The sequence below is a fragment of the Enterobacter sp. PL_is514 genome, from assembly GCF_055816715.1.
On sequence record NZ_JBVPGN010000028.1, the window covers coordinates 279565 to 296113 of the forward strand.

The window sequence follows — 16549 nt, forward strand, 5'->3', positions numbered from 1 at the left end:
GGATAATCATGCCGATAACTCAACTAACGCAGGGCTGTTTATCGTGAATTCACTCTATACCGCTGAAGGTGTAATGGATAAACACTCGCTGTGGCAGCGTTATGTCCCGCTGGTGCGTCACGAAGCATTGCGCCTCCAGGTGCGCTTGCCGGCGAGCGTGGAACTCGACGATCTGCTACAGGCGGGCGGTATCGGGTTATTGAATGCAGTTGACCGATACGACGCTCTGCAAGGAACGGCATTTACGACTTACGCAGTTCAGCGTATTCGTGGTGCGATGCTGGACGAGCTGCGCAGCCGCGACTGGGTGCCGCGCAGTGTTCGCCGCAACGCGCGCGAAGTGGCGCATGCGATGGGGCAGCTGGAACAGGAACTGGGACGTAACGCAACGGAAACCGAAGTGGCGGAACGTCTTGGCATTGCTGTTGAAGAGTATCGTCAGATGTTGCTCGATACCAATAATAGCCAACTCTTCTCTTATGACGAGTGGCGCGAAGAGCATGGCGATAGCATCGAGCTGGTGACGGATGAGCACCAGCAAGAAAACCCGTTACACCATTTAATGGAAGGGAATTTACGCCAGCGCGTCATGGAGGCTATTGAAGCTCTGCCTGAACGCGAACAGCTGGTATTGACCCTTTATTACCAGGAAGAGCTTAACCTCAAAGAGATTGGCGCTGTTCTGGAGGTGGGAGAGTCGCGGGTGAGCCAGCTGCACAGCCAGGCCATTAAACGCTTACGAACTAAGCTGGGTAAGTTATAGGTGATTGATTCACCTGAAAAATGCCGCACAACGTATTGACAACCAGGAGTTATCATGACGGTGCAGCAATCTAAAAGACGGCCTTTAAGCCGCTACCTGAAAGACTTTAAACACAGCCAGACGCATTGCGCCCACTGTAACAAGTTACTCGATCGTATCACGCTGGTTCGCCGGGGCGAAATCGTCAATAAGATTGCGATTTCGCGTCTCGACACGTTGATGGACGAAGCAGCATGGCTCGAAGAGCAAAAAGAGTGGGTGGCGCTTTGCCGTTTCTGTGGGGATCTCCACTGCAAAGAGCAAAGCGACTTCTTCGACATCATCGGCTTCAAGCAATTCCTGTTTGAACAAACGGAAATGAGCCACGGCACCGTTCGCGAATATGTGGTTCGCCTGCGTCGCCTTGGGCAACATCTGACCGTAAACAATATTTCTCGCGATCTGCTGAAAACCGGTTATCTGGATGAAAATCTGGAGCCGTGGCTGCCTGCGACCAGCACCAATAACTACCGAATTGCGCTGCGCAAGTATGCGCAATACAAGGTACAAATGCCGGGTGCCATAAAGCAGAAAGCCCACGCCGGAACAACTTCTGATATATATTAAAAAAGAATAAGATGTAGCGCAGTCGCCTTTGACGTTACAGGCGATTTCTCTACACTACGTAAAAATTCCACTATATCGGGGTATTTATGAAATTTGCACTTCTGGGTCGTCAGGCGCTGATGGGTGTTATGGCCGTTGCGCTGGTTGCAGGCATGAGCGTGAAAACGTTCGCCGCAGAAAACCTGCTGAATAAAGTAAAAGAGCGCGGTACGCTGCTGGTCGGGCTGGAAGGAACCTATCCTCCGTTCAGCTTCCAGGGCGATGACGGTAAGCTGACCGGTTTCGAAGTGGAGTTTGCTGAAGAGCTGGCGAAGCACCTCGGTGTTAAAGCGTCACTGAAACCGACCAAATGGGACGGTATGCTGGCGTCGCTGGATTCCAAACGTATTGATGTGGTGATTAATCAGGTGACCATTTCTGACGAGCGTAAGAAGAAGTATGACTTCTCTACGCCGTACACCGTGTCCGGTATTCAGGCGCTGGTGAAGAAAGGCAACGAAGGCGGGATTAAAACTGCCGCAGACCTGAAAGGGAAGAAAGTCGGTGTTGGTCTGGGGACTAACTACGAAGAGTGGCTGCGCCAGAACGTGCAGGGCGTGGATATCCGCACCTATGATGATGACCCGACGAAATACCAGGATCTGCGCGTGGGCCGTATCGACGCCATTCTGGTTGACCGCCTGGCAGCGCTGGATCTGGTGAAGAAAACCAACAACACCCTGGCGGTAGCGGGTGATGCGTTCTCTCGTCAGGAATCAGGCGTGGCCGTGCGTAAAGGTAACGAAGACCTGGTCAAAGCGATTGATTCCGCGATTGCTGACATGCAAAAAGACGGAAGCCTGAAAGCGCTCTCCGAGAAGTGGTTCGGTGCAGACGTCACGAAATAAGTTTCTGACGTAAAAAAAGGCGCTTTTAAAAGCGCCTTTTTTATTTCTTTCGCGTCTGCGTGCATAATGAAAAATATCACATTTTGTCAGAGTTACCGGAGAACCCATGTCACTACAGAATTTAACGCGCTTTCCTCGCCTGGAGTTTATCGGCGCGCCGACGCCGCTGGAGTACCTGCCGCGATTTTCTGATTATTTAGGGCGCGATATTTTTATTAAGCGTGATGACGTGGCGCCGATGGCGATGGGGGGCAATAAGCTGCGTAAGCTGGAGTTTCTGGCGGCGGACGCCCTGCGCGAGGGCGCGGATACGCTCATCACTGCCGGGGCTATCCAGTCCAACCACGTTCGTCAGACGGCGGCAGTGGCGGCAAAGCTCGGACTCCATTGCGTGGCATTGCTGGAAAACCCGATTGGCACGCGGGCAGAAAACTATCTCACCAACGGTAACCGTCTGCTGCTGGACCTGTTTAATGTACAGGTCGAAATGGTGGAGGCGTTGACCGACCCGACCGCCCAGCTTGATGAGCTGGCGACGCGTCTGGAAGCGCAGGGTTTCCGCCCCTACGTTATCCCTGTTGGCGGTTCGAATGCGCTTGGCGCGCTGGGGTATGTGGAAAGTGCGCTGGAAATTGCCCAACAGTGCGAGGGTGCGGTGGGCCTCTCCTCCGTGGTTGTCGCGTCCGGCAGTGCAGGCACGCATGCCGGGCTGGCGGTAGGGCTGGAGCAACTGCTGCCGGACGTCGAGCTGATTGGCGTGACGGTGTCCCGCAGCGTCGCGGATCAGAAGCCAAAAGTGGTCACTTTACAGCAGGCGGTCGCCGCGCAGCTGGAGCTGAAGGCAAAGGCCGATATTCTGCTCTGGGATGACTATTTTGCGCCGGGTTACGGCACGCCGAACGAAGAGGGCATGGAAGCGGTGAAACTGCTGGCCCGCCTCGAGGGAATACTGCTTGATCCGGTGTATACCGGCAAAGCGATGGCCGGACTGATTGATGGCATTGCGCAGAAACGCTTTAAGGATGAAGGACCGATTTTATTTGTCCATACAGGCGGGGCGCCTGCGCTGTTTGCCTACCATCCTCATGTCTAAAAGTCAGGTCGAAAAATAATAATGCAAGAAAGTATTCAACTGGTTATTGATTCTCTGCCGTATCTGCTGAAAGGTGCGGTATTTACGTTGCAGCTCAGTATCGGCGGGATGTTCTTCGGGCTGGTACTGGGATTTGTGCTGGCCTTAATGCGCATGTCACCCATCCTGCCGGTGCGCTGGCTGGCGCGTTTTTATATCTCCGTCTTTCGCGGTACGCCGCTTATCGCCCAGCTCTTTATGATCTACTATGGCTTACCGCAGTTTGGTATCGAGCTGGATCCGATTCCCGCAGCGATGATTGGTCTGTCGCTCAATACTGCGGCGTATACCTCTGAAACCCTGCGTGCGGCCATCTCCTCCATTGACAAAGGCCAGTGGGAAGCGGCGGCCAGTATCGGGATGACGCCATGGCAGACGCTTCGCCGGGCCATTCTGCCGCAGGCGGCGCGCGTGGCGCTTCCACCGCTGAGCAACAGCTTCATCAGTCTGGTGAAAGATACTTCCCTGGCGGCAACGATTCAGGTACCGGAGCTGTTCCGTCAGGCACAGCTCATCACCTCCCGTACGCTTGAAGTTTTTACCATGTATCTGGCTGCCTCGCTGATTTACTGGGTGATGGCGACGGTGCTGTCTGCCCTGCAAAACTATTTCGAAAACCAGCTTAATCGCCAGGAGCGTGATCCAAAATGAGTGCTATCGACGTCAAAAACCTGGTGAAAAAATTCCACGGTCAAACGGTGCTCCACGGGATCGATCTTGAAGTCGAGCAGGGCGAAGTGGTGGCAATCATTGGGCCGAGCGGCTCAGGGAAAACCACGCTGCTGCGCAGCATTAACCTGCTTGAACAGCCGGAAGGCGGTACCATTCGGGTCGGGGAGATAACGATTGATACCGGGAAATCTATCAGCCAGCAGAAAGGGTTGATTCGCCGTCTGCGCCAGCATGTCGGCTTCGTTTTCCAGAACTTCAACCTCTTCCCGCACCGTACGGTGCTGGAGAACATTATTGAAGGGCCGGTTATCGTTAAAGGTGAGCCTAAAGAGGAAGCGACGGCGCGCGCTCGCGAGCTGCTGGCCAAAGTCGGGCTGGCGGGGAAAGAGACCAGCTATCCGCGGCGTCTGTCGGGAGGGCAACAGCAGCGCGTGGCGATAGCGCGCGCGCTGGCGATGCGCCCGGACGTGATCCTGTTTGATGAACCGACCTCAGCGCTCGATCCGGAACTGGTGGGTGAGGTGCTGAACACCATTCGCCAGCTGGCGCAGGAAAAACGGACGATGGTGATCGTGACGCATGAGATGAGCTTTGCCCGCGATGTTGCTGACAGAGCCATCTTCATGGATCAGGGGCGGATTGTGGAGCAGGGGCCGGCGAAAAGCTTATTCGCCAACCCTCAACAGCCGCGAACCCGTCAGTTCCTTGAAAAATTCCTTATGCAGTAGCATTTTTGCACGCATTTGCTCCAGAAAATTACCCTGGAGCAAATTATTCTCCCTCTTTGTGGAAGCCTCTGTTTTTTTATTCCATCCGGCTCGGATAAACCTTATCGATAGTAAAGTTAATTGTGCTATTGCCGATATTTTGTGGTTAGAAAAAAGTTTTCTGTGTTAGCTTATATTCACCATAATAATGATTATCTGTTCAGAGGCTTCATTTAGTAAGTATGAAGGATTTAGACTTTTTCACCTGGCGACGGGATTGCTCCCTCCGGTTTCAGGAGTTGACCTGTGCCGCCGAGGTATATCAGGAGCTGGAGCGACAAACTCAGGCGCTGGAATTCGATTATTACGCGCTCTGCGTGCGCCATCCCGTGCCATTTACCCGCCCTAAGATCTCCCTGCAAACCACTTACCCCAAGCTGTGGATGGCGCAATATCAATCCGCGAACTATTTCGCGATCGATCCGGTTTTAAAAGCGGAGAATTTCATTCAGGGACATCTCCCCTGGACAGACGCATTATTCGCTGAGGCGCAGGAATTATGGCATTGCGCCCAGGACCACGGTTTACGCGCGGGAATAACGCAGTGCCTGATGCTGCCGAATCATGCGCTCGGCTTCCTCTCTGTTTCTCGTACACGTGTACAGGAAGGGCCATTATCCCATGAGGAAATAGAACTGCGGTTGCAAATGCTGGTGCAAATGGCCTTAACCTCTCTGATGCGTTTTGACCATGAGATGGTCATGCCACCCGAAATGAAATTCAGCAAGCGCGAACGTGAAATTCTGAAATGGACTGCGGAAGGGAAGACGTCAGCGGAAATAGCGATCATTCTCTCGATCTCAGAGAATACCGTTAACTTCCATCAGAAGAATATGCAGAAGAAATTTAACGCGCCCAATAAGACCCAGATCGCATGCTACGCGGCGGCAACGGGACTGATCTGACTCCGTAAAACGTTCTGCGTGACAGACGAGCGAACGGCTGAATGCACTGCATCCAGCCGTTTTTTGTTACTGGCGGTACGCTTGCTTGATTTGTTTAACGGTGTTAGCAAATACCGCTGATTCAGCCTGGTCTTCCATCTCCGCGATTTGTTTTTCCATTTTAATGATCACACGACCGGCATCAGCCTGGCCCATCGCCTGCAGCATCAGCGTCAGCAGTGCTTTCAGGCAGTTTACTTCCTGTGCCAGTTCCTGGTTATTCTCCGCAGTGGCAAATTCAGGTGTGCTCATTTATTTTCCTCATTATTAAACGGCGCTAAAGCGCGACGACGAAAGTCAAGGCGGCGGAGTATACCACAAGCTGAAGCAAAAAATGCAGCGGTTGTTTTTCGTACTTTTACGTGGATGTTTAATTGCGTAAACAGAACGTACCGGTAAACTGAAGCGCTGTTACAGGCTATTAATTGCTTATGCCCGGCTCGCTTGCCGTTAATTATTGTTACAAAAATTTGAGATCTGTTTTTTTTGCAGGGAAAGCCTGCAAGTTTTTTGTAACTTTTTGAATACAGATGATTAAAAAAAGCCGCAAGAGCCCTAAAAACACGGCCTCTCTTTCCACCGCCTGTACAGGCTAATTTCCAAAAACGAGAGCAAAATCGAATAGCCGGTTTTTTAACGTTTTAATCTTGTCAGGAAAACCGTTAATATAAACCAAATTATCACTCAGTAGCGTTATCCCTATTCTGGAGACATTTCCTTTGATCAACGTCCTTCTTGTTGATGACCACGAACTGGTGCGCGCAGGGATACGACGCATTCTTGAAGATATTAAAGGTATTAAAGTTGCCGGTGAGGCATGCTGTGGTGAAGATGCGGTAAAATGGTGCCGTACTAACTCCGCCGATGTGGTGCTGATGGATATGAACATGCCCGGTATCGGTGGTCTTGAGGCAACACGCAAAATCGCGCGTACCTTTGTAGACACCAAAGTCATCATGCTGACCGTGCATACCGAAAATCCACTGCCCGCGAAAGTGATGCAGGCGGGGGCCGCGGGTTACCTGAGTAAAGGTGCTGCACCGCAGGAAGTCGTCAATGCTATCCGTTCCGTGTTTGCCGGACAGCGTTATATTGCGTCCGACATCGCTCAGCAGATGGCGCTGAGTCAGATTGAGCCCGAGAAAACCGAATCACCGTTTGCCAGTTTGTCCGAGCGTGAATTGCAGATTATGCTGATGATCACCAAAGGTCAGAAGGTGAATGAGATCTCGGAACAGCTGAATCTCAGCCCGAAAACGGTAAACAGCTATCGTTATCGGATGTTCAGTAAACTGAACATTCATGGTGACGTCGAACTGACGCATCTGGCCATCCGACATGGTTTGTGTAATGCGGAGACGTTGTTAAGTCAGTGAGTGATGTGTTCGATTCAAAAGCATTTCTGAAAACCGTAACCAGCCAGCCTGGCGTCTATCGCATGTATGACGCTGGCGGTACGGTTATCTATGTGGGGAAGGCTAAAGATCTTAAAAAACGTCTCTCCAGCTATTTTCGCAGCAATCTGGCCTCCCGTAAGACCGAAGCGCTGGTCTCACTCATTCAGAATATTGATGTTACCGTCACGCATACAGAGACAGAAGCGCTGCTGCTTGAGCACAACTATATTAAGCTCTACCAGCCGCGCTATAACGTCCTGTTGCGGGACGATAAATCCTACCCGTTTATCTTTCTAAGCGGCGACACCCATCCTCGCCTCGCCATGCATCGCGGGGCAAAACATGCGAAGGGTGAATATTTCGGGCCGTTCCCTAACGGTTATGCCGTGCGTGAAACGCTGGCGCTGCTGCAAAAAATCTTCCCGATCCGCCAGTGTGAAAACAGCGTTTACCGTAACCGCTCGCGCCCGTGCCTGCAGTACCAGATTGGCCGCTGCCTGGGACCGTGCGTGGCCGGACTGGTGAGTGAAGAAGAGTATGCCCAGCAGGTGGAGTACGTGCGCCTGTTCCTGGCCGGTAAAGACGATCAGGTCTTAACGCAGCTGATCGCGCGGATGGAAAAAGCCAGCGCTGCTCTGGAGTTCGAAGAGGCCGCGCGTATCCGCGACCAGATTCAGGCGGTGCGCAGAGTCACGGAGAAACAGTTTGTCTCAAATACCGGTGACGATCTTGATGTCATCGGCGTCGCCTTTGACGCCGGGATGGCCTGCGTGCATGTGCTGTTCATACGCCAGGGCAAAGTGCTCGGCAGCCGCAGCTATTTTCCGAAGGTCCCTGGCGGTACCGAGCTGGGTGAAGTGGTGGAAACCTTTGTCGGCCAGTTCTATCTGCAGGGGAGCCAGATGCGCACGTTGCCTTCTGAGATCCTGCTTGATTTTAATCTTGATGATAAAACCCTGCTGGCTGATTCGCTCTCTGAACTGGCGGGCCGCCGGGTGAATGTTCAAACCAAACCGCGCGGCGATCGTGCGCGTTATCTCAAGCTGGCGCGAACCAACGCGGCGACGGCACTCACCACTAAGCTGTCGCAGCAGTCGACGGTGCACCAGCGTTTAACGGCCCTGGCGGCGCTGCTGAAGCTTCCGGAAGTGAAACGGGTGGAGTGTTTCGACATCAGTCATACGATGGGGGAACAGACGGTAGCGTCCTGCGTGGTGTTTGATGCTAACGGTCCGCTGCGCGCCGAGTATCGCCGCTATAACATCACCGGGATCACGCCGGGTGATGACTATGCGGCGATGAATCAGGTGCTGCGTCGTCGCTATGGTAAAGCCATAGAGGAGAGCAAAATCCCGGATGTGATCCTGATTGACGGCGGGAAAGGGCAGCTCGGCCAGGCGAAAGCAGTATTTGAGTCGCTTGATGTCAGCTGGGATAAAAACCATCCGCTGCTGCTGGGTGTCGCAAAAGGGGCCGATCGTAAGGCCGGGCTGGAGACATTGTTCTTCGAGCCGGAAGGTGAGGGCTTCAGTCTGCCACCGGACTCCCCGGCGCTGCACGTCATCCAGCATATTCGCGATGAATCGCACGATCACGCCATCAGCGGTCACCGCAAAAAACGGGCGAAGGTGAAAAACACCAGTTCACTGGAGACGATCGAAGGCGTGGGGCCAAAACGTCGTCAGATGCTGCTGAAGTATATGGGCGGATTGCAAGGATTACTCAACGCCAGCATGGAGGAAATTGCAAAAGTGCCGGGTATTTCGCAAGGGCTGGCAGAAAAGATCTACTACTCGTTGAAACATTGAGGGCTCTGTAGCAACATAGAGCTAAATTTTACTGACAACAAATAGTTACCGTCACTATGCAATATAATATCCCTACGTTGCTCACTCTTTTTCGTGTTGTACTCATCCCGTTCTTTGTGCTGGCGTTTTACCTGCCGGTTGTCTGGGCACCTTTTGCCTGCGCATTGCTCTTCCTGATCGCAGCGGTAACAGACTGGTTTGATGGCTATCTGGCGCGCCGCTGGAATCAAAGCACCCGTTTCGGTGCCTTCCTCGATCCGGTGGCGGACAAAGTGATGGTCGCTATCGCCATGGTGCTGGTGGCCGAGCACTATCATACCTGGTGGGTGACGCTGCCTGCGGCAACCATGATCGGCCGTGAGATCATCATTTCTGCACTGCGCGAGTGGATGGCGGAGCTGGGGAAACGCAGCAGCGTAGCGGTCTCGTGGATTGGTAAAGTCAAAACGACGGCGCAGATGGCGGCGCTGGTCTGGATGCTCTGGCGTCCGAACGCCTGGGTTGAGTGGGCGGGTATTGGCCTCCTGTGGGTCGCGGCAGTGCTGACCCTGTGGTCTATGCTGCAATATTTGAACGCTGCGCGCGGGGATTTGCTTGATCAGTGATCGTTTCGCCGTAAATTTCAGCAAACGATCCGGGGATGTAAAAAATAACGTTGACTCATAACGTCATATCAGTAGAATGCAACGCATCGAACGGCGGCACAGTCAGCCGGACGATAATGAAATCAAGTGGTTAGACAATTACTTGATGACATGCGGGAATAGCTCAGTTGGTAGAGCACGACCTTGCCAAGGTCGGGGTCGCGAGTTCGAGTCTCGTTTCCCGCTCCAGATTAAAGACATGCGCAGTAGCGGGTGTCAGCTTTAAAGATTTAACGGCGCGTTAGCAAAGCGGTTATGTAGCGGATTGCAAATCCGTCTAGTCCGGTTCGACTCCGGAACGCGCCTCCACTTTCTTCCCTGGCCGGATGGTGGAATCGGTAGACACAAGGGATTTAAAATCCCTCGGCGTTCGCGCTGTGTGGGTTCAAGTCCCACTCCGGCTACCATGGGAAAAGTAGAATAAAATCAATGATAAGCAGTGTCGTATAAACCACCGAAAGGTGGTTTTTTATTGTCTATTTTTCACCATTCATCTTCGACACAAGAAGAGGGCATTACTGCCCCGCGATCATCAACCAAACGCGCACCACGCGATAAGTTACCAGCTGATTTCATCCCATCCGATGCTTTTCCGTCATCTCATTATGGTAGGAAGCAGTTAAGCCTGACCCTCTAACGCCAGGCCCACCAATCGGTGGGCTTTTTGATGGAGTATGAGCAATTGAGGTCTTCAACGTTCGTCAAAAACCTTGAGTATCGCAATTCGGTATATAAAGTAACCAAGGACAATGAGAGCACCAGACGCTGCACCCCAGATAAAACGGGATTCGTCTTTTGAAAATGAAAAGAAATAAATACAGGACAATAGGCCCGCAGAAGCAATTCCCATTCCCAACCCGCGCAAAATTCGGGATGCTATTAACTTGATAATGTCCTGAGTGTTCATAACCCACCAAAAAAGTATTTACATACTTCGTTAAATTCATGCTTGTCTACATCTGCTACGCTGCATGCGTCAAGAAAAGGTTTCAATTTTTCTTCAACAAGAAAATACAGAAGATCTAAATCACCCATACTCTTAAGTCGGTAGTAGAGTACAGGGTTCTGGTTTTCAAGCTTTCTAGCCGTATAGATAGCTCTCGATGTTTCTGCGCCAATCGTGAGAGCGCTTCCGATGACCACGCCAGGGGCGAACGAGGTCATAATGCGTGACGATACGGCAGCATCTAGTTTTACTCCGGTTAGCTCCGCGAATATGAATTTACCAACCATTACGCCGGTAAAATTTTTTGCAATCCCCTGAATATTATCCATGTTAACTTTTGACATGAACTCTCTGATAACAGCGTTAACTATTTTTTGAGTTTCCTGAGTAACCGATATTCCTCGTTTGAACATGTTCGCCATCCTCACACGACCATCAAAATTAGCATGGCGATGAGCCGTGTCTATGAAGTCATAACCGAGGTAATACATGCTAACCGGAAAATAGAGCATTCCCTGCGCTACAGAAACCTGGAAGCCGGAATCGCCAGCATCCAGACTCTTCAGCCAGGATTTCGCGCTGTCCATTTCTAACCTTCCTTATAGTTTTAAAATCCCTCGGCGTTTGCGCTGTGTGGGTTCAAGTCCCACTCCGGCTACCATGGGAAACAAAGAATAATCAAAGCAATAAGCAGTGTCGTGAAACCACCGAAAGGTGGTTTTTTTGTGCCTCTGGCTTAGCGCGAAGTGATCGTATCTCATCATCATCACGATCGTGCTGTGCCCGAGAATTTTCTGCCATACCAGAACGTTAAGCCTAACTCTCTAATATCAAGCACGGAAAGCAGGGTGATTTTCAGCAAACCTGCAACCAATCTTAAACAAACATTTCACTCCCCAGACACAGATTTCCGCCGCTGATAAACTGGTGGGTATCCACCCTGGAGAGCGGAAGGTTATTGTCATGCAATATGAAGAACAGCAGCTTATCAACGGCCTTTTCGAGCGTCTGAAACAGGCCGGACAACAAAACAGCCAGCGGGACGCAGATGCAGAGCGTCAGATCGCTGAATTCGTCAGGCAGCAGCCTGCGGCCCCCTACTATATGGCGCAATCGATTTTGATTCAGGAAGCGGCCCTGAAACGCCTGCAGGCCCGCGTTCAGGAGCTTGAAAGCGAATTAGCCGCGCAAAAAAGCAAACCCTCGACGGGCGGCAGTTTCCTCGGCGGCCTGTTTGGTGGTGGGAAAAGTAACCCGCAGCCTGACAACAGCTGGAATGCCCAGCCGCAACAGCCACCGGCGCAGGATTACTCACGGGCGCCAGCGCCGGCTACTCGCGGCGGCGGTTTTATGGCTGGCGCGCTCCAGACAGCCGCTGGCGTGGCCGGTGGCATCGCGCTGGCCGAGATGCTTACCAGCATGTTCCATCAGTCGCGGCCGGAAGAGATCGTGAACATTATCGAAGAACCGACAATGCCTGTCGGTGGTGAACCGTTGGTCGGTAATCAATACGGCGACGTTAATAACGTCTCTGACACCCGTTTCCTCAACCAGAACGATCCGTTCGGCAGTAATAACGACATCTGGCAGAACGACGATGTAGATGACGACTACAGCAATGACGACGACAGTTTTATTTAACGACGTTATCGGGAAACCACAGAAATGAAGTGAACCCCGAAAGTTGGGTATCCAACTTTCGGGGTTTTGCGTTTCCGAGTCAAAAAAGCCTTCGAGGCTAAGCCTGAAGACTCATAAGTCACATTCTTTTTACTGCTTTTCTTACTAACAAACCTGTAAGTACTGCCGGAAGCAATCCAAACAAAGAGGCGATATCGACTAACGTATCCTCCAGTGCTTCTATCCCGTATGTGCCGAAATGATTCATCACGGCATAAGCCCATTCGGCAGGTATCAAAATAAAAAGCCAGCGCGTGTATAAAAGAAAACTGATAAGACCGATTGCAAGGCTTAAGGTGATTTCTATAAAAGTCCTCATGCTACTGTTATTGTCCCGTAAGCTTTAAAGCTCGTGCAAGGTACTGGCATCATAGTTGTTTTCATAAGAGCTTCGAACAAGTAATCAAAGTCACTCAGATGAAGAAGGGTTATACAGCCTTCGCTTAACCCTCTTGGCCCTATAGGATGGAGGCGGAAATGGCCACGCCGGACACCTTCAACAAATACTTGATCATCTATCTGCCAGTCATCTTTGTATAAGGCAAACCATTTTGAGCGATCGGTACCATAAATATTTTTCAGGGCAAAATCACTTAGTCCTCCGAGCCTGCCTCCGCTCTGTCGGTTCACGATGAAGTAACGTCCAGGCGGGATCGGCCCGATTTCTGGTTTGCTTGCCATAGTCGGATTGTTTCTGCCATAGAGTTGGCCTGAGAATGCCGGAAAGTTTCCTACCCCCGGAACGGTAAGAATAGATGACGGTAAGCCATTCAATGCATAGCGAGCAATAATCATGCTGTAACCCGAATATTCCAGCCGTCAGTAAACTGGATATTCCCGTCGCAGTGCTTCCATGTGATTTTCTCATAACGCAGTTCTATCGCCTCAAGGTGATTGTGTTTTTCCATTGAGGGATTTTTTACGTTATGCATTACAGGCGTGATCCCTACGATTTTCACATTTTCTAAAAGCATGTTGAAATACTCAACTTCCTGCCCTGCATCGTTGATACGGTACCATTTGATTTCAGCTGACTTTAGGGTCTGGCCAGTTGCTACAGCCCGGTAAAGGTAAGGCGAGGATGAATCAAACTCTTTTTCGATTGTTAGTGGGGAGTGGACGCGGGTACCGGTTAGTTTCCCCGTATTGCCATCGGTTGGAATGTGTAAACCATGGCCAAACGATAAAACCTCAATGCTACCTTCACGGTGCTGAACATCTACAGAACCTGTGATATTCGCACCTCCGTCATCTTTGAGCCATAAATATGCGGGTATAGCCATTCTGAACGCTCCTTTTCAGTGAGTTTGACGTTATTGTCAGAGACTAATAAATCAACAAACCCAGGCCTTCTCAAGGCATTGCGTGCTATACTTTTCGTGAATATCTCATTGTTATTTATATGAAATTATTTCTAATGGTTCCTTAGGTATCAAATCACACCCCGCCCAAATACGCCTTCCTCACCTCCTGATTCCCCAGCAGCTCCTCACCGCTGCCGCTCAACCGGATCTGCCCGTTAACCATTACATACCCGCGGTCAGACAGCTTCAACGCGTGGTGCGCATTCTGCTCCACCAGAAAAATGGTCATGCCGCTGCGGGCCAGCTCGCGCAGCGTCTGGAAGATCTGCTTCACCACAATCGGGGCTAAGCCCAGGCTCGGTTCATCCAGCAGCAGCAGCTTCGGACGGCTCATCAGCGCCCGGGCGATCGCCAGCATCTGCTGTTCCCCGCCGGACATGGTCATCGCGCGCTGTTTACGCCGCTCTTTAAGACGAGGGAAAAGGTCAAACATGGTTTGCATATCTTCAGCGGCAAACTGGCTGCCGATGGGAATGGTCCCCATCAGCAGGTTCTCTTCAACGGTCATATCCGGGAATATTCGTCTGCCTTCCGGCGCCTGCGCAATGCCGCCGGACGCAACGTAGTGGGTGGATTTATGGCTGATATCTTCACCACCGAAAAGGATCTGTCCGTTGCGGATACGGGGCTGGCCAAAGATGGACATCAGCAATGTTGATTTACCCGCGCCGTTTGCGCCAATCAGCGCCACGGTTTCACCCTTATTCACCTCGAGGGAGACCTGCTTCAGCGCCTGAATGACGCCGTAAAACACATCCACCTCGCGAAAAGCCAGCAGCGTTTCGCTCATAGGGTGACCTCGCTTTCGTCCGTGCCCAGATAGGCGGCAATGACCTTTTCGTCATGCTGGATCTGCTCGGGTTTTCCTCTGGCAATCACATCGCCGTGGTCGAGCACGATAATGTCGTCCGAAATCTCCATCACCATCCCCATATCATGCTCAATCAGTAATACCGTGATGTCATGGTGATCCCGCAGAAAGCGAATAATGCTGCTCAGCTTATGCGTTTCAACCGGGTTCAGCCCTGCGGCGGGTTCATCCAGACAGATCATTTCTGGCCCGGTGCACATTGCCCGCGCAATTTCCAGACGCCGCTGCTGGCCGTACGACATCTCTCCCGCCAGGCGATTGGCGCACTCCACCAGATCCACCACTTCCAGCCAGTAGAAGGCTCTGTCCAGGGCGTCGCTTTCCGCCCGCCGGTAGGACGGCGTATTCAGGATCCCGGCGAGCAGATTGCGGTTCACCCGCATATGCTGCGCGACCAGCAGGTTTTCCACGACCGACATCTCGCGAAAAAGACGAATATTTTGAAACGTGCGCGCCAGCCCTGCGCGGTTGACCAGATGCGTTCCGCCAAACATTTTGTATAACAGACGTTGCCCGAACTGCGCGGGGTTAATCCAGTCACCCGGCTGGAATTTTTGTCCAAGGACCTGAATCACGTTGGTCGTTTTATTGCGGGTGTTAAACAAAATGTTGCCGCCGGAGGCTCTGTAGAAGCCCGTCAGGCAGTTAAACACGGTTGTTTTTCCCGCCCCGTTTGGCCCAATCAGGGCGGTAATGGAGCCGCGCTGCACGTCCAGGTTGACGTCGTTTAGCGCCTTAATCCCACCAAAGTGCATCATAAGATGCTCAACGCGTAATATCGTTTCGTTCATGGTGCGACGCCCTTACGCACGGCAAACCCGCTGCGGTTAATGCGGATCAAACCGCGTGGACGCCAGATCATCATCACCACCATCAGCATGCCAAACAGCAGGACGCGATACTCGGCAAAACTGCGCAGCAGTTCCGGCGTGACCGTGAGCACAAAGGCGGCCAGCACCACGCCCAGCGTCGAGCCCATACCGCCCAGTACGACAATGGCGAGGATCAGTGCCGATTCAAAGAAGGTAAAGGAGGTTGGATTCACGAACCCCTGATAGGTGGCGAAGAACACCCCGGCAATGCCCGCGGTCGACGCACCCAGCGTAAAGGCGGACAGCTTAACCAGAACATGATTTAACCCCATTGAGCGGCAGGCAATTTCGTCTTCACGCAGGGCTTCCCACGCCCGACCAATCGGCATCCGCGTCAGGCGGTGCTTAATGTAGAGCACCAGCATCACCACCAGGAACAGTACCGCGTAGATAAAAATAAACTTCATGTTCGGGTTGTAGGTCAGGTGGAAAAATTCGTGGAAGGGCACGCCGCCTTCTTTCGCGCGTCGTCCAAATTCCAGACCGAAAAAGGTGGGGGGAGGGGCCGACACGCCGTTGGGTCCGCCGGTGAAGGTCAGCCAGTTGTTCAGTATCAGGCGAATAATCTCCCCGAACCCGAGGGTGACGATGGCCAGATAGTCACCGTGCATGCGCAGTACCGGGAAACCGAGCAGGGCGCCTGCAGCGGCGGCCATGATTGCCGCCAGCGGCAGCATACTCCAGAAGCCTAAGCCGAGATACTGGTACCCCAGCGCCAGACCGTACGCCCCAATCGCGTAGAACGCGACATATCCCAGATCCAGCAGACCGGCCAGGCCCACGACGATGTTCAGCCCCAGACCGAGAAGCACGTAGATCAGCCCGAGAATGGCGACGGTCAGCACATATTTAGTGGCGACAAACGGAAAGCAAATCGCAAGGGTAATCACCAGAGGAATAATCCAGCGCATGCGGCTTTTGTATTCCGGTGGCCTGACATATACACCCGCGCTGTCGGCCTCGAAGCGCGCCTGGAAACGGGCCCCCGGGGCGGTACCTAAAAAGGCGCTCAACAGAAAGCGTCCGAACATGACGATGCCAACCATCCAGGCCAGTCGCTGCCCGGCGAAGTTAAAGCTGTACCCGTCCAGCACCACGCCCGCGATGGGGCCGAAGATAATCAGCGCAATCAGCCCGGAAAAAATCGCTTCCAGAATGCAGCGTTTAAGTGAAAAACCGTGTGATGTCATCATTCT

General features: G+C 52.3%; 19 protein-coding genes, 3 tRNA genes and 1 pseudogene. 14 read left to right on the plus strand and 9 right to left on the minus strand.

Translation table 11 applies throughout. The features are described from left to right. The first annotated feature begins 43 nt into the window (after positions 1-43). The 7 genes from AC0TNG_RS07535 (at position 44) to sdiA (ending at position 5732) form a co-directional block, all read left to right on the plus strand. A complete protein-coding gene (locus AC0TNG_RS07535; protein WP_014170714.1) occupies positions 44-763 on the plus strand; it encodes an RNA polymerase sigma factor FliA in 720 nt (239 codons plus the stop codon). A gap of 54 nt (positions 764-817) precedes the next feature. Further along, positions 818-1369 (plus strand): flagella biosynthesis regulatory protein FliZ, encoded by a 552-nt coding sequence (gene fliZ / locus AC0TNG_RS07540; RefSeq protein WP_008500339.1) that lies wholly within the window; start codon positions 818-820, stop codon positions 1367-1369. An 86-nt stretch (positions 1370-1455) separates the two neighbouring features. Next, a complete protein-coding gene (gene tcyJ / locus AC0TNG_RS07545; RefSeq protein ID WP_023336163.1) occupies positions 1456-2256 on the plus strand; it encodes a cystine ABC transporter substrate-binding protein in 801 nt (266 codons plus the stop codon). Between the two features lie 106 nt (positions 2257-2362). Continuing rightward, positions 2363-3349, plus strand: coding sequence for a D-cysteine desulfhydrase (gene dcyD / locus AC0TNG_RS07550; RefSeq protein WP_417927564.1), 987 nt, complete (start codon positions 2363-2365; stop codon positions 3347-3349). 21 nt (positions 3350-3370) lie between these two features. Further along, the gene (tcyL, locus tag AC0TNG_RS07555) at positions 3371-4039 is read left to right on the plus strand and encodes a cystine ABC transporter permease (RefSeq protein WP_014884380.1); all 669 of its coding nucleotides are present in this window, start codon (positions 3371-3373) and stop codon (positions 4037-4039) included. Then, positions 4036-4788 carry an L-cystine ABC transporter ATP-binding protein TcyN gene (gene tcyN, locus AC0TNG_RS07560; RefSeq protein ID WP_008500343.1) on the plus strand — a complete coding sequence of 251 codons (753 nt, stop codon included), beginning with the start codon at positions 4036-4038 and terminating at the stop codon, positions 4786-4788. The genes tcyL and tcyN overlap by 4 nt, the downstream gene beginning before the upstream one ends. A gap of 221 nt (positions 4789-5009) precedes the next feature. Continuing rightward, the gene (gene sdiA / locus AC0TNG_RS07565; RefSeq protein ID WP_417927563.1) at positions 5010-5732 is read left to right on the plus strand and encodes a transcriptional regulator SdiA; all 723 of its coding nucleotides are present in this window, start codon (positions 5010-5012) and stop codon (positions 5730-5732) included. Between the two features lie 66 nt (positions 5733-5798). On the opposite strand, the gene AC0TNG_RS07570 is transcribed toward sdiA, so the two are convergent. After that, positions 5799-6023 carry a DUF2594 family protein gene (locus AC0TNG_RS07570; protein WP_008500345.1) on the minus strand — a complete coding sequence of 75 codons (225 nt, stop codon included), beginning with the start codon at positions 6021-6023 and terminating at the stop codon, positions 5799-5801. A 25-nt stretch (positions 6024-6048) separates the two neighbouring features. Next, a pseudogene (locus tag AC0TNG_RS07575) lies at positions 6049-6117 on the minus strand (hypothetical protein); the annotation flags it as partial. Positions 6118-6490: 373 nt separating this feature from the next. On the opposite strand from AC0TNG_RS07575, the gene uvrY reads away from it, so the two are divergent. The 6 genes from uvrY (at position 6491) to AC0TNG_RS07605 (ending at position 10027) form a co-directional block, all read left to right on the plus strand. Beyond that, positions 6491-7147, plus strand: a complete 657-nt coding sequence (uvrY, locus tag AC0TNG_RS07580) for a UvrY/SirA/GacA family response regulator transcription factor (protein ID WP_013096026.1) — start codon at positions 6491-6493, stop codon at positions 7145-7147. After that, positions 7144-8976 carry an excinuclease ABC subunit UvrC gene (gene uvrC, locus AC0TNG_RS07585; protein WP_473713378.1) on the plus strand — a complete coding sequence of 611 codons (1833 nt, stop codon included), beginning with the start codon at positions 7144-7146 and terminating at the stop codon, positions 8974-8976. The genes uvrY and uvrC overlap by 4 nt, the downstream gene beginning before the upstream one ends. 56 nt (positions 8977-9032) lie before the next feature. Then, a complete protein-coding gene (pgsA, locus tag AC0TNG_RS07590) occupies positions 9033-9581 on the plus strand; it encodes a CDP-diacylglycerol--glycerol-3-phosphate 3-phosphatidyltransferase (protein WP_023336158.1) in 549 nt (182 codons plus the stop codon). Between the two features lie 152 nt (positions 9582-9733). Continuing rightward, positions 9734-9809 (plus strand) — tRNA-Gly (locus AC0TNG_RS07595). A 46-nt stretch (positions 9810-9855) separates the two neighbouring features. Beyond that, positions 9856-9929 (plus strand) — tRNA-Cys (locus AC0TNG_RS07600). Positions 9930-9940: 11 nt separating this feature from the next. After that, positions 9941-10027 (plus strand) — tRNA-Leu (locus AC0TNG_RS07605). Positions 10028-10523: 496 nt separating this feature from the next. On the opposite strand, the gene AC0TNG_RS07610 is transcribed toward AC0TNG_RS07605, so the two are convergent. Beyond that, positions 10524-11153, minus strand: coding sequence for a hypothetical protein (locus AC0TNG_RS07610; RefSeq protein ID WP_473713379.1), 630 nt, complete (start codon positions 11151-11153; stop codon positions 10524-10526). A gap of 376 nt (positions 11154-11529) precedes the next feature. Here AC0TNG_RS07610 and AC0TNG_RS07615 point away from each other — a divergent pair, with 376 nt between their 5' ends. Further along, entirely contained in the window at positions 11530-12207 is a 678-nt protein-coding gene (locus AC0TNG_RS07615) for a DUF2076 domain-containing protein (protein WP_024909774.1), read from the plus strand. A gap of 118 nt (positions 12208-12325) precedes the next feature. On the opposite strand, the gene AC0TNG_RS07620 is transcribed toward AC0TNG_RS07615, so the two are convergent. From AC0TNG_RS07620 to livM, 6 genes are all read right to left on the minus strand, one after another. Beyond that, positions 12326-12565 carry a hypothetical protein gene (locus AC0TNG_RS07620; RefSeq protein WP_024909775.1) on the minus strand — a complete coding sequence of 80 codons (240 nt, stop codon included), beginning with the start codon at positions 12563-12565 and terminating at the stop codon, positions 12326-12328. Beyond that, positions 12562-13041: a DUF2778 domain-containing protein gene (locus AC0TNG_RS07625; protein ID WP_024909776.1), complete on the minus strand. Its 480-nt coding sequence runs from the start codon at positions 13039-13041 to the stop codon at positions 12562-12564. The genes AC0TNG_RS07620 and AC0TNG_RS07625 overlap by 4 nt, the downstream gene beginning before the upstream one ends. Continuing rightward, positions 13038-13529 carry an Hcp family type VI secretion system effector gene (locus AC0TNG_RS07630; RefSeq protein ID WP_024909777.1) on the minus strand — a complete coding sequence of 164 codons (492 nt, stop codon included), beginning with the start codon at positions 13527-13529 and terminating at the stop codon, positions 13038-13040. The genes AC0TNG_RS07625 and AC0TNG_RS07630 overlap by 4 nt, the downstream gene beginning before the upstream one ends. 154 nt (positions 13530-13683) lie before the next feature. Then, positions 13684-14400: an ABC transporter ATP-binding protein gene (locus tag AC0TNG_RS07635; protein ID WP_024909778.1), complete on the minus strand. Its 717-nt coding sequence runs from the start codon at positions 14398-14400 to the stop codon at positions 13684-13686. Then, the gene (locus AC0TNG_RS07640; protein WP_024909779.1) at positions 14397-15272 is read right to left on the minus strand and encodes an ABC transporter ATP-binding protein; all 876 of its coding nucleotides are present in this window, start codon (positions 15270-15272) and stop codon (positions 14397-14399) included. The genes AC0TNG_RS07635 and AC0TNG_RS07640 overlap by 4 nt, the downstream gene beginning before the upstream one ends. Then, positions 15269-16543, minus strand: coding sequence for a high-affinity branched-chain amino acid ABC transporter permease LivM (gene livM, locus AC0TNG_RS07645; RefSeq protein ID WP_473713409.1), 1275 nt, complete (start codon positions 16541-16543; stop codon positions 15269-15271). The genes AC0TNG_RS07640 and livM overlap by 4 nt, the downstream gene beginning before the upstream one ends. Positions 16544-16549 lie beyond the last annotated feature (6 nt).

Coding starts and splice junctions, on each gene's coding strand:
- livM (WP_473713409.1), bottom strand. CDS start 16,543: ATGACATCACACGGTTTTTCACTTAAACGCTGCATTCTGGAAGCGATT.
- AC0TNG_RS07630 (WP_024909777.1), bottom strand. CDS start 13,529: ATGGCTATACCCGCATATTTATGGCTCAAAGATGACGGAGGTGCGAAT.
- pgsA (WP_023336158.1), top strand. CDS start 9,033: ATGCAATATAATATCCCTACGTTGCTCACTCTTTTTCGTGTTGTACTC.
- AC0TNG_RS07640 (WP_024909779.1), bottom strand. CDS start 15,272: ATGAACGAAACGATATTACGCGTTGAGCATCTTATGATGCACTTTGGT.
- AC0TNG_RS07570 (WP_008500345.1), bottom strand. CDS start 6,023: ATGAGCACACCTGAATTTGCCACTGCGGAGAATAACCAGGAACTGGCA.
- tcyL (WP_014884380.1), top strand. CDS start 3,371: ATGCAAGAAAGTATTCAACTGGTTATTGATTCTCTGCCGTATCTGCTG.
- AC0TNG_RS07610 (WP_473713379.1), bottom strand. CDS start 11,153: ATGGACAGCGCGAAATCCTGGCTGAAGAGTCTGGATGCTGGCGATTCC.
- AC0TNG_RS07635 (WP_024909778.1), bottom strand. CDS start 14,400: ATGAGCGAAACGCTGCTGGCTTTTCGCGAGGTGGATGTGTTTTACGGC.
- AC0TNG_RS07620 (WP_024909775.1), bottom strand. CDS start 12,565: ATGAGGACTTTTATAGAAATCACCTTAAGCCTTGCAATCGGTCTTATC.
- tcyN (WP_008500343.1), top strand. CDS start 4,036: ATGAGTGCTATCGACGTCAAAAACCTGGTGAAAAAATTCCACGGTCAA.
- sdiA (WP_417927563.1), top strand. CDS start 5,010: ATGAAGGATTTAGACTTTTTCACCTGGCGACGGGATTGCTCCCTCCGG.
- tcyJ (WP_023336163.1), top strand. CDS start 1,456: ATGAAATTTGCACTTCTGGGTCGTCAGGCGCTGATGGGTGTTATGGCC.
- dcyD (WP_417927564.1), top strand. CDS start 2,363: ATGTCACTACAGAATTTAACGCGCTTTCCTCGCCTGGAGTTTATCGGC.
- AC0TNG_RS07615 (WP_024909774.1), top strand. CDS start 11,530: ATGCAATATGAAGAACAGCAGCTTATCAACGGCCTTTTCGAGCGTCTG.
- fliZ (WP_008500339.1), top strand. CDS start 818: ATGACGGTGCAGCAATCTAAAAGACGGCCTTTAAGCCGCTACCTGAAA.
- AC0TNG_RS07625 (WP_024909776.1), bottom strand. CDS start 13,041: ATGATTATTGCTCGCTATGCATTGAATGGCTTACCGTCATCTATTCTT.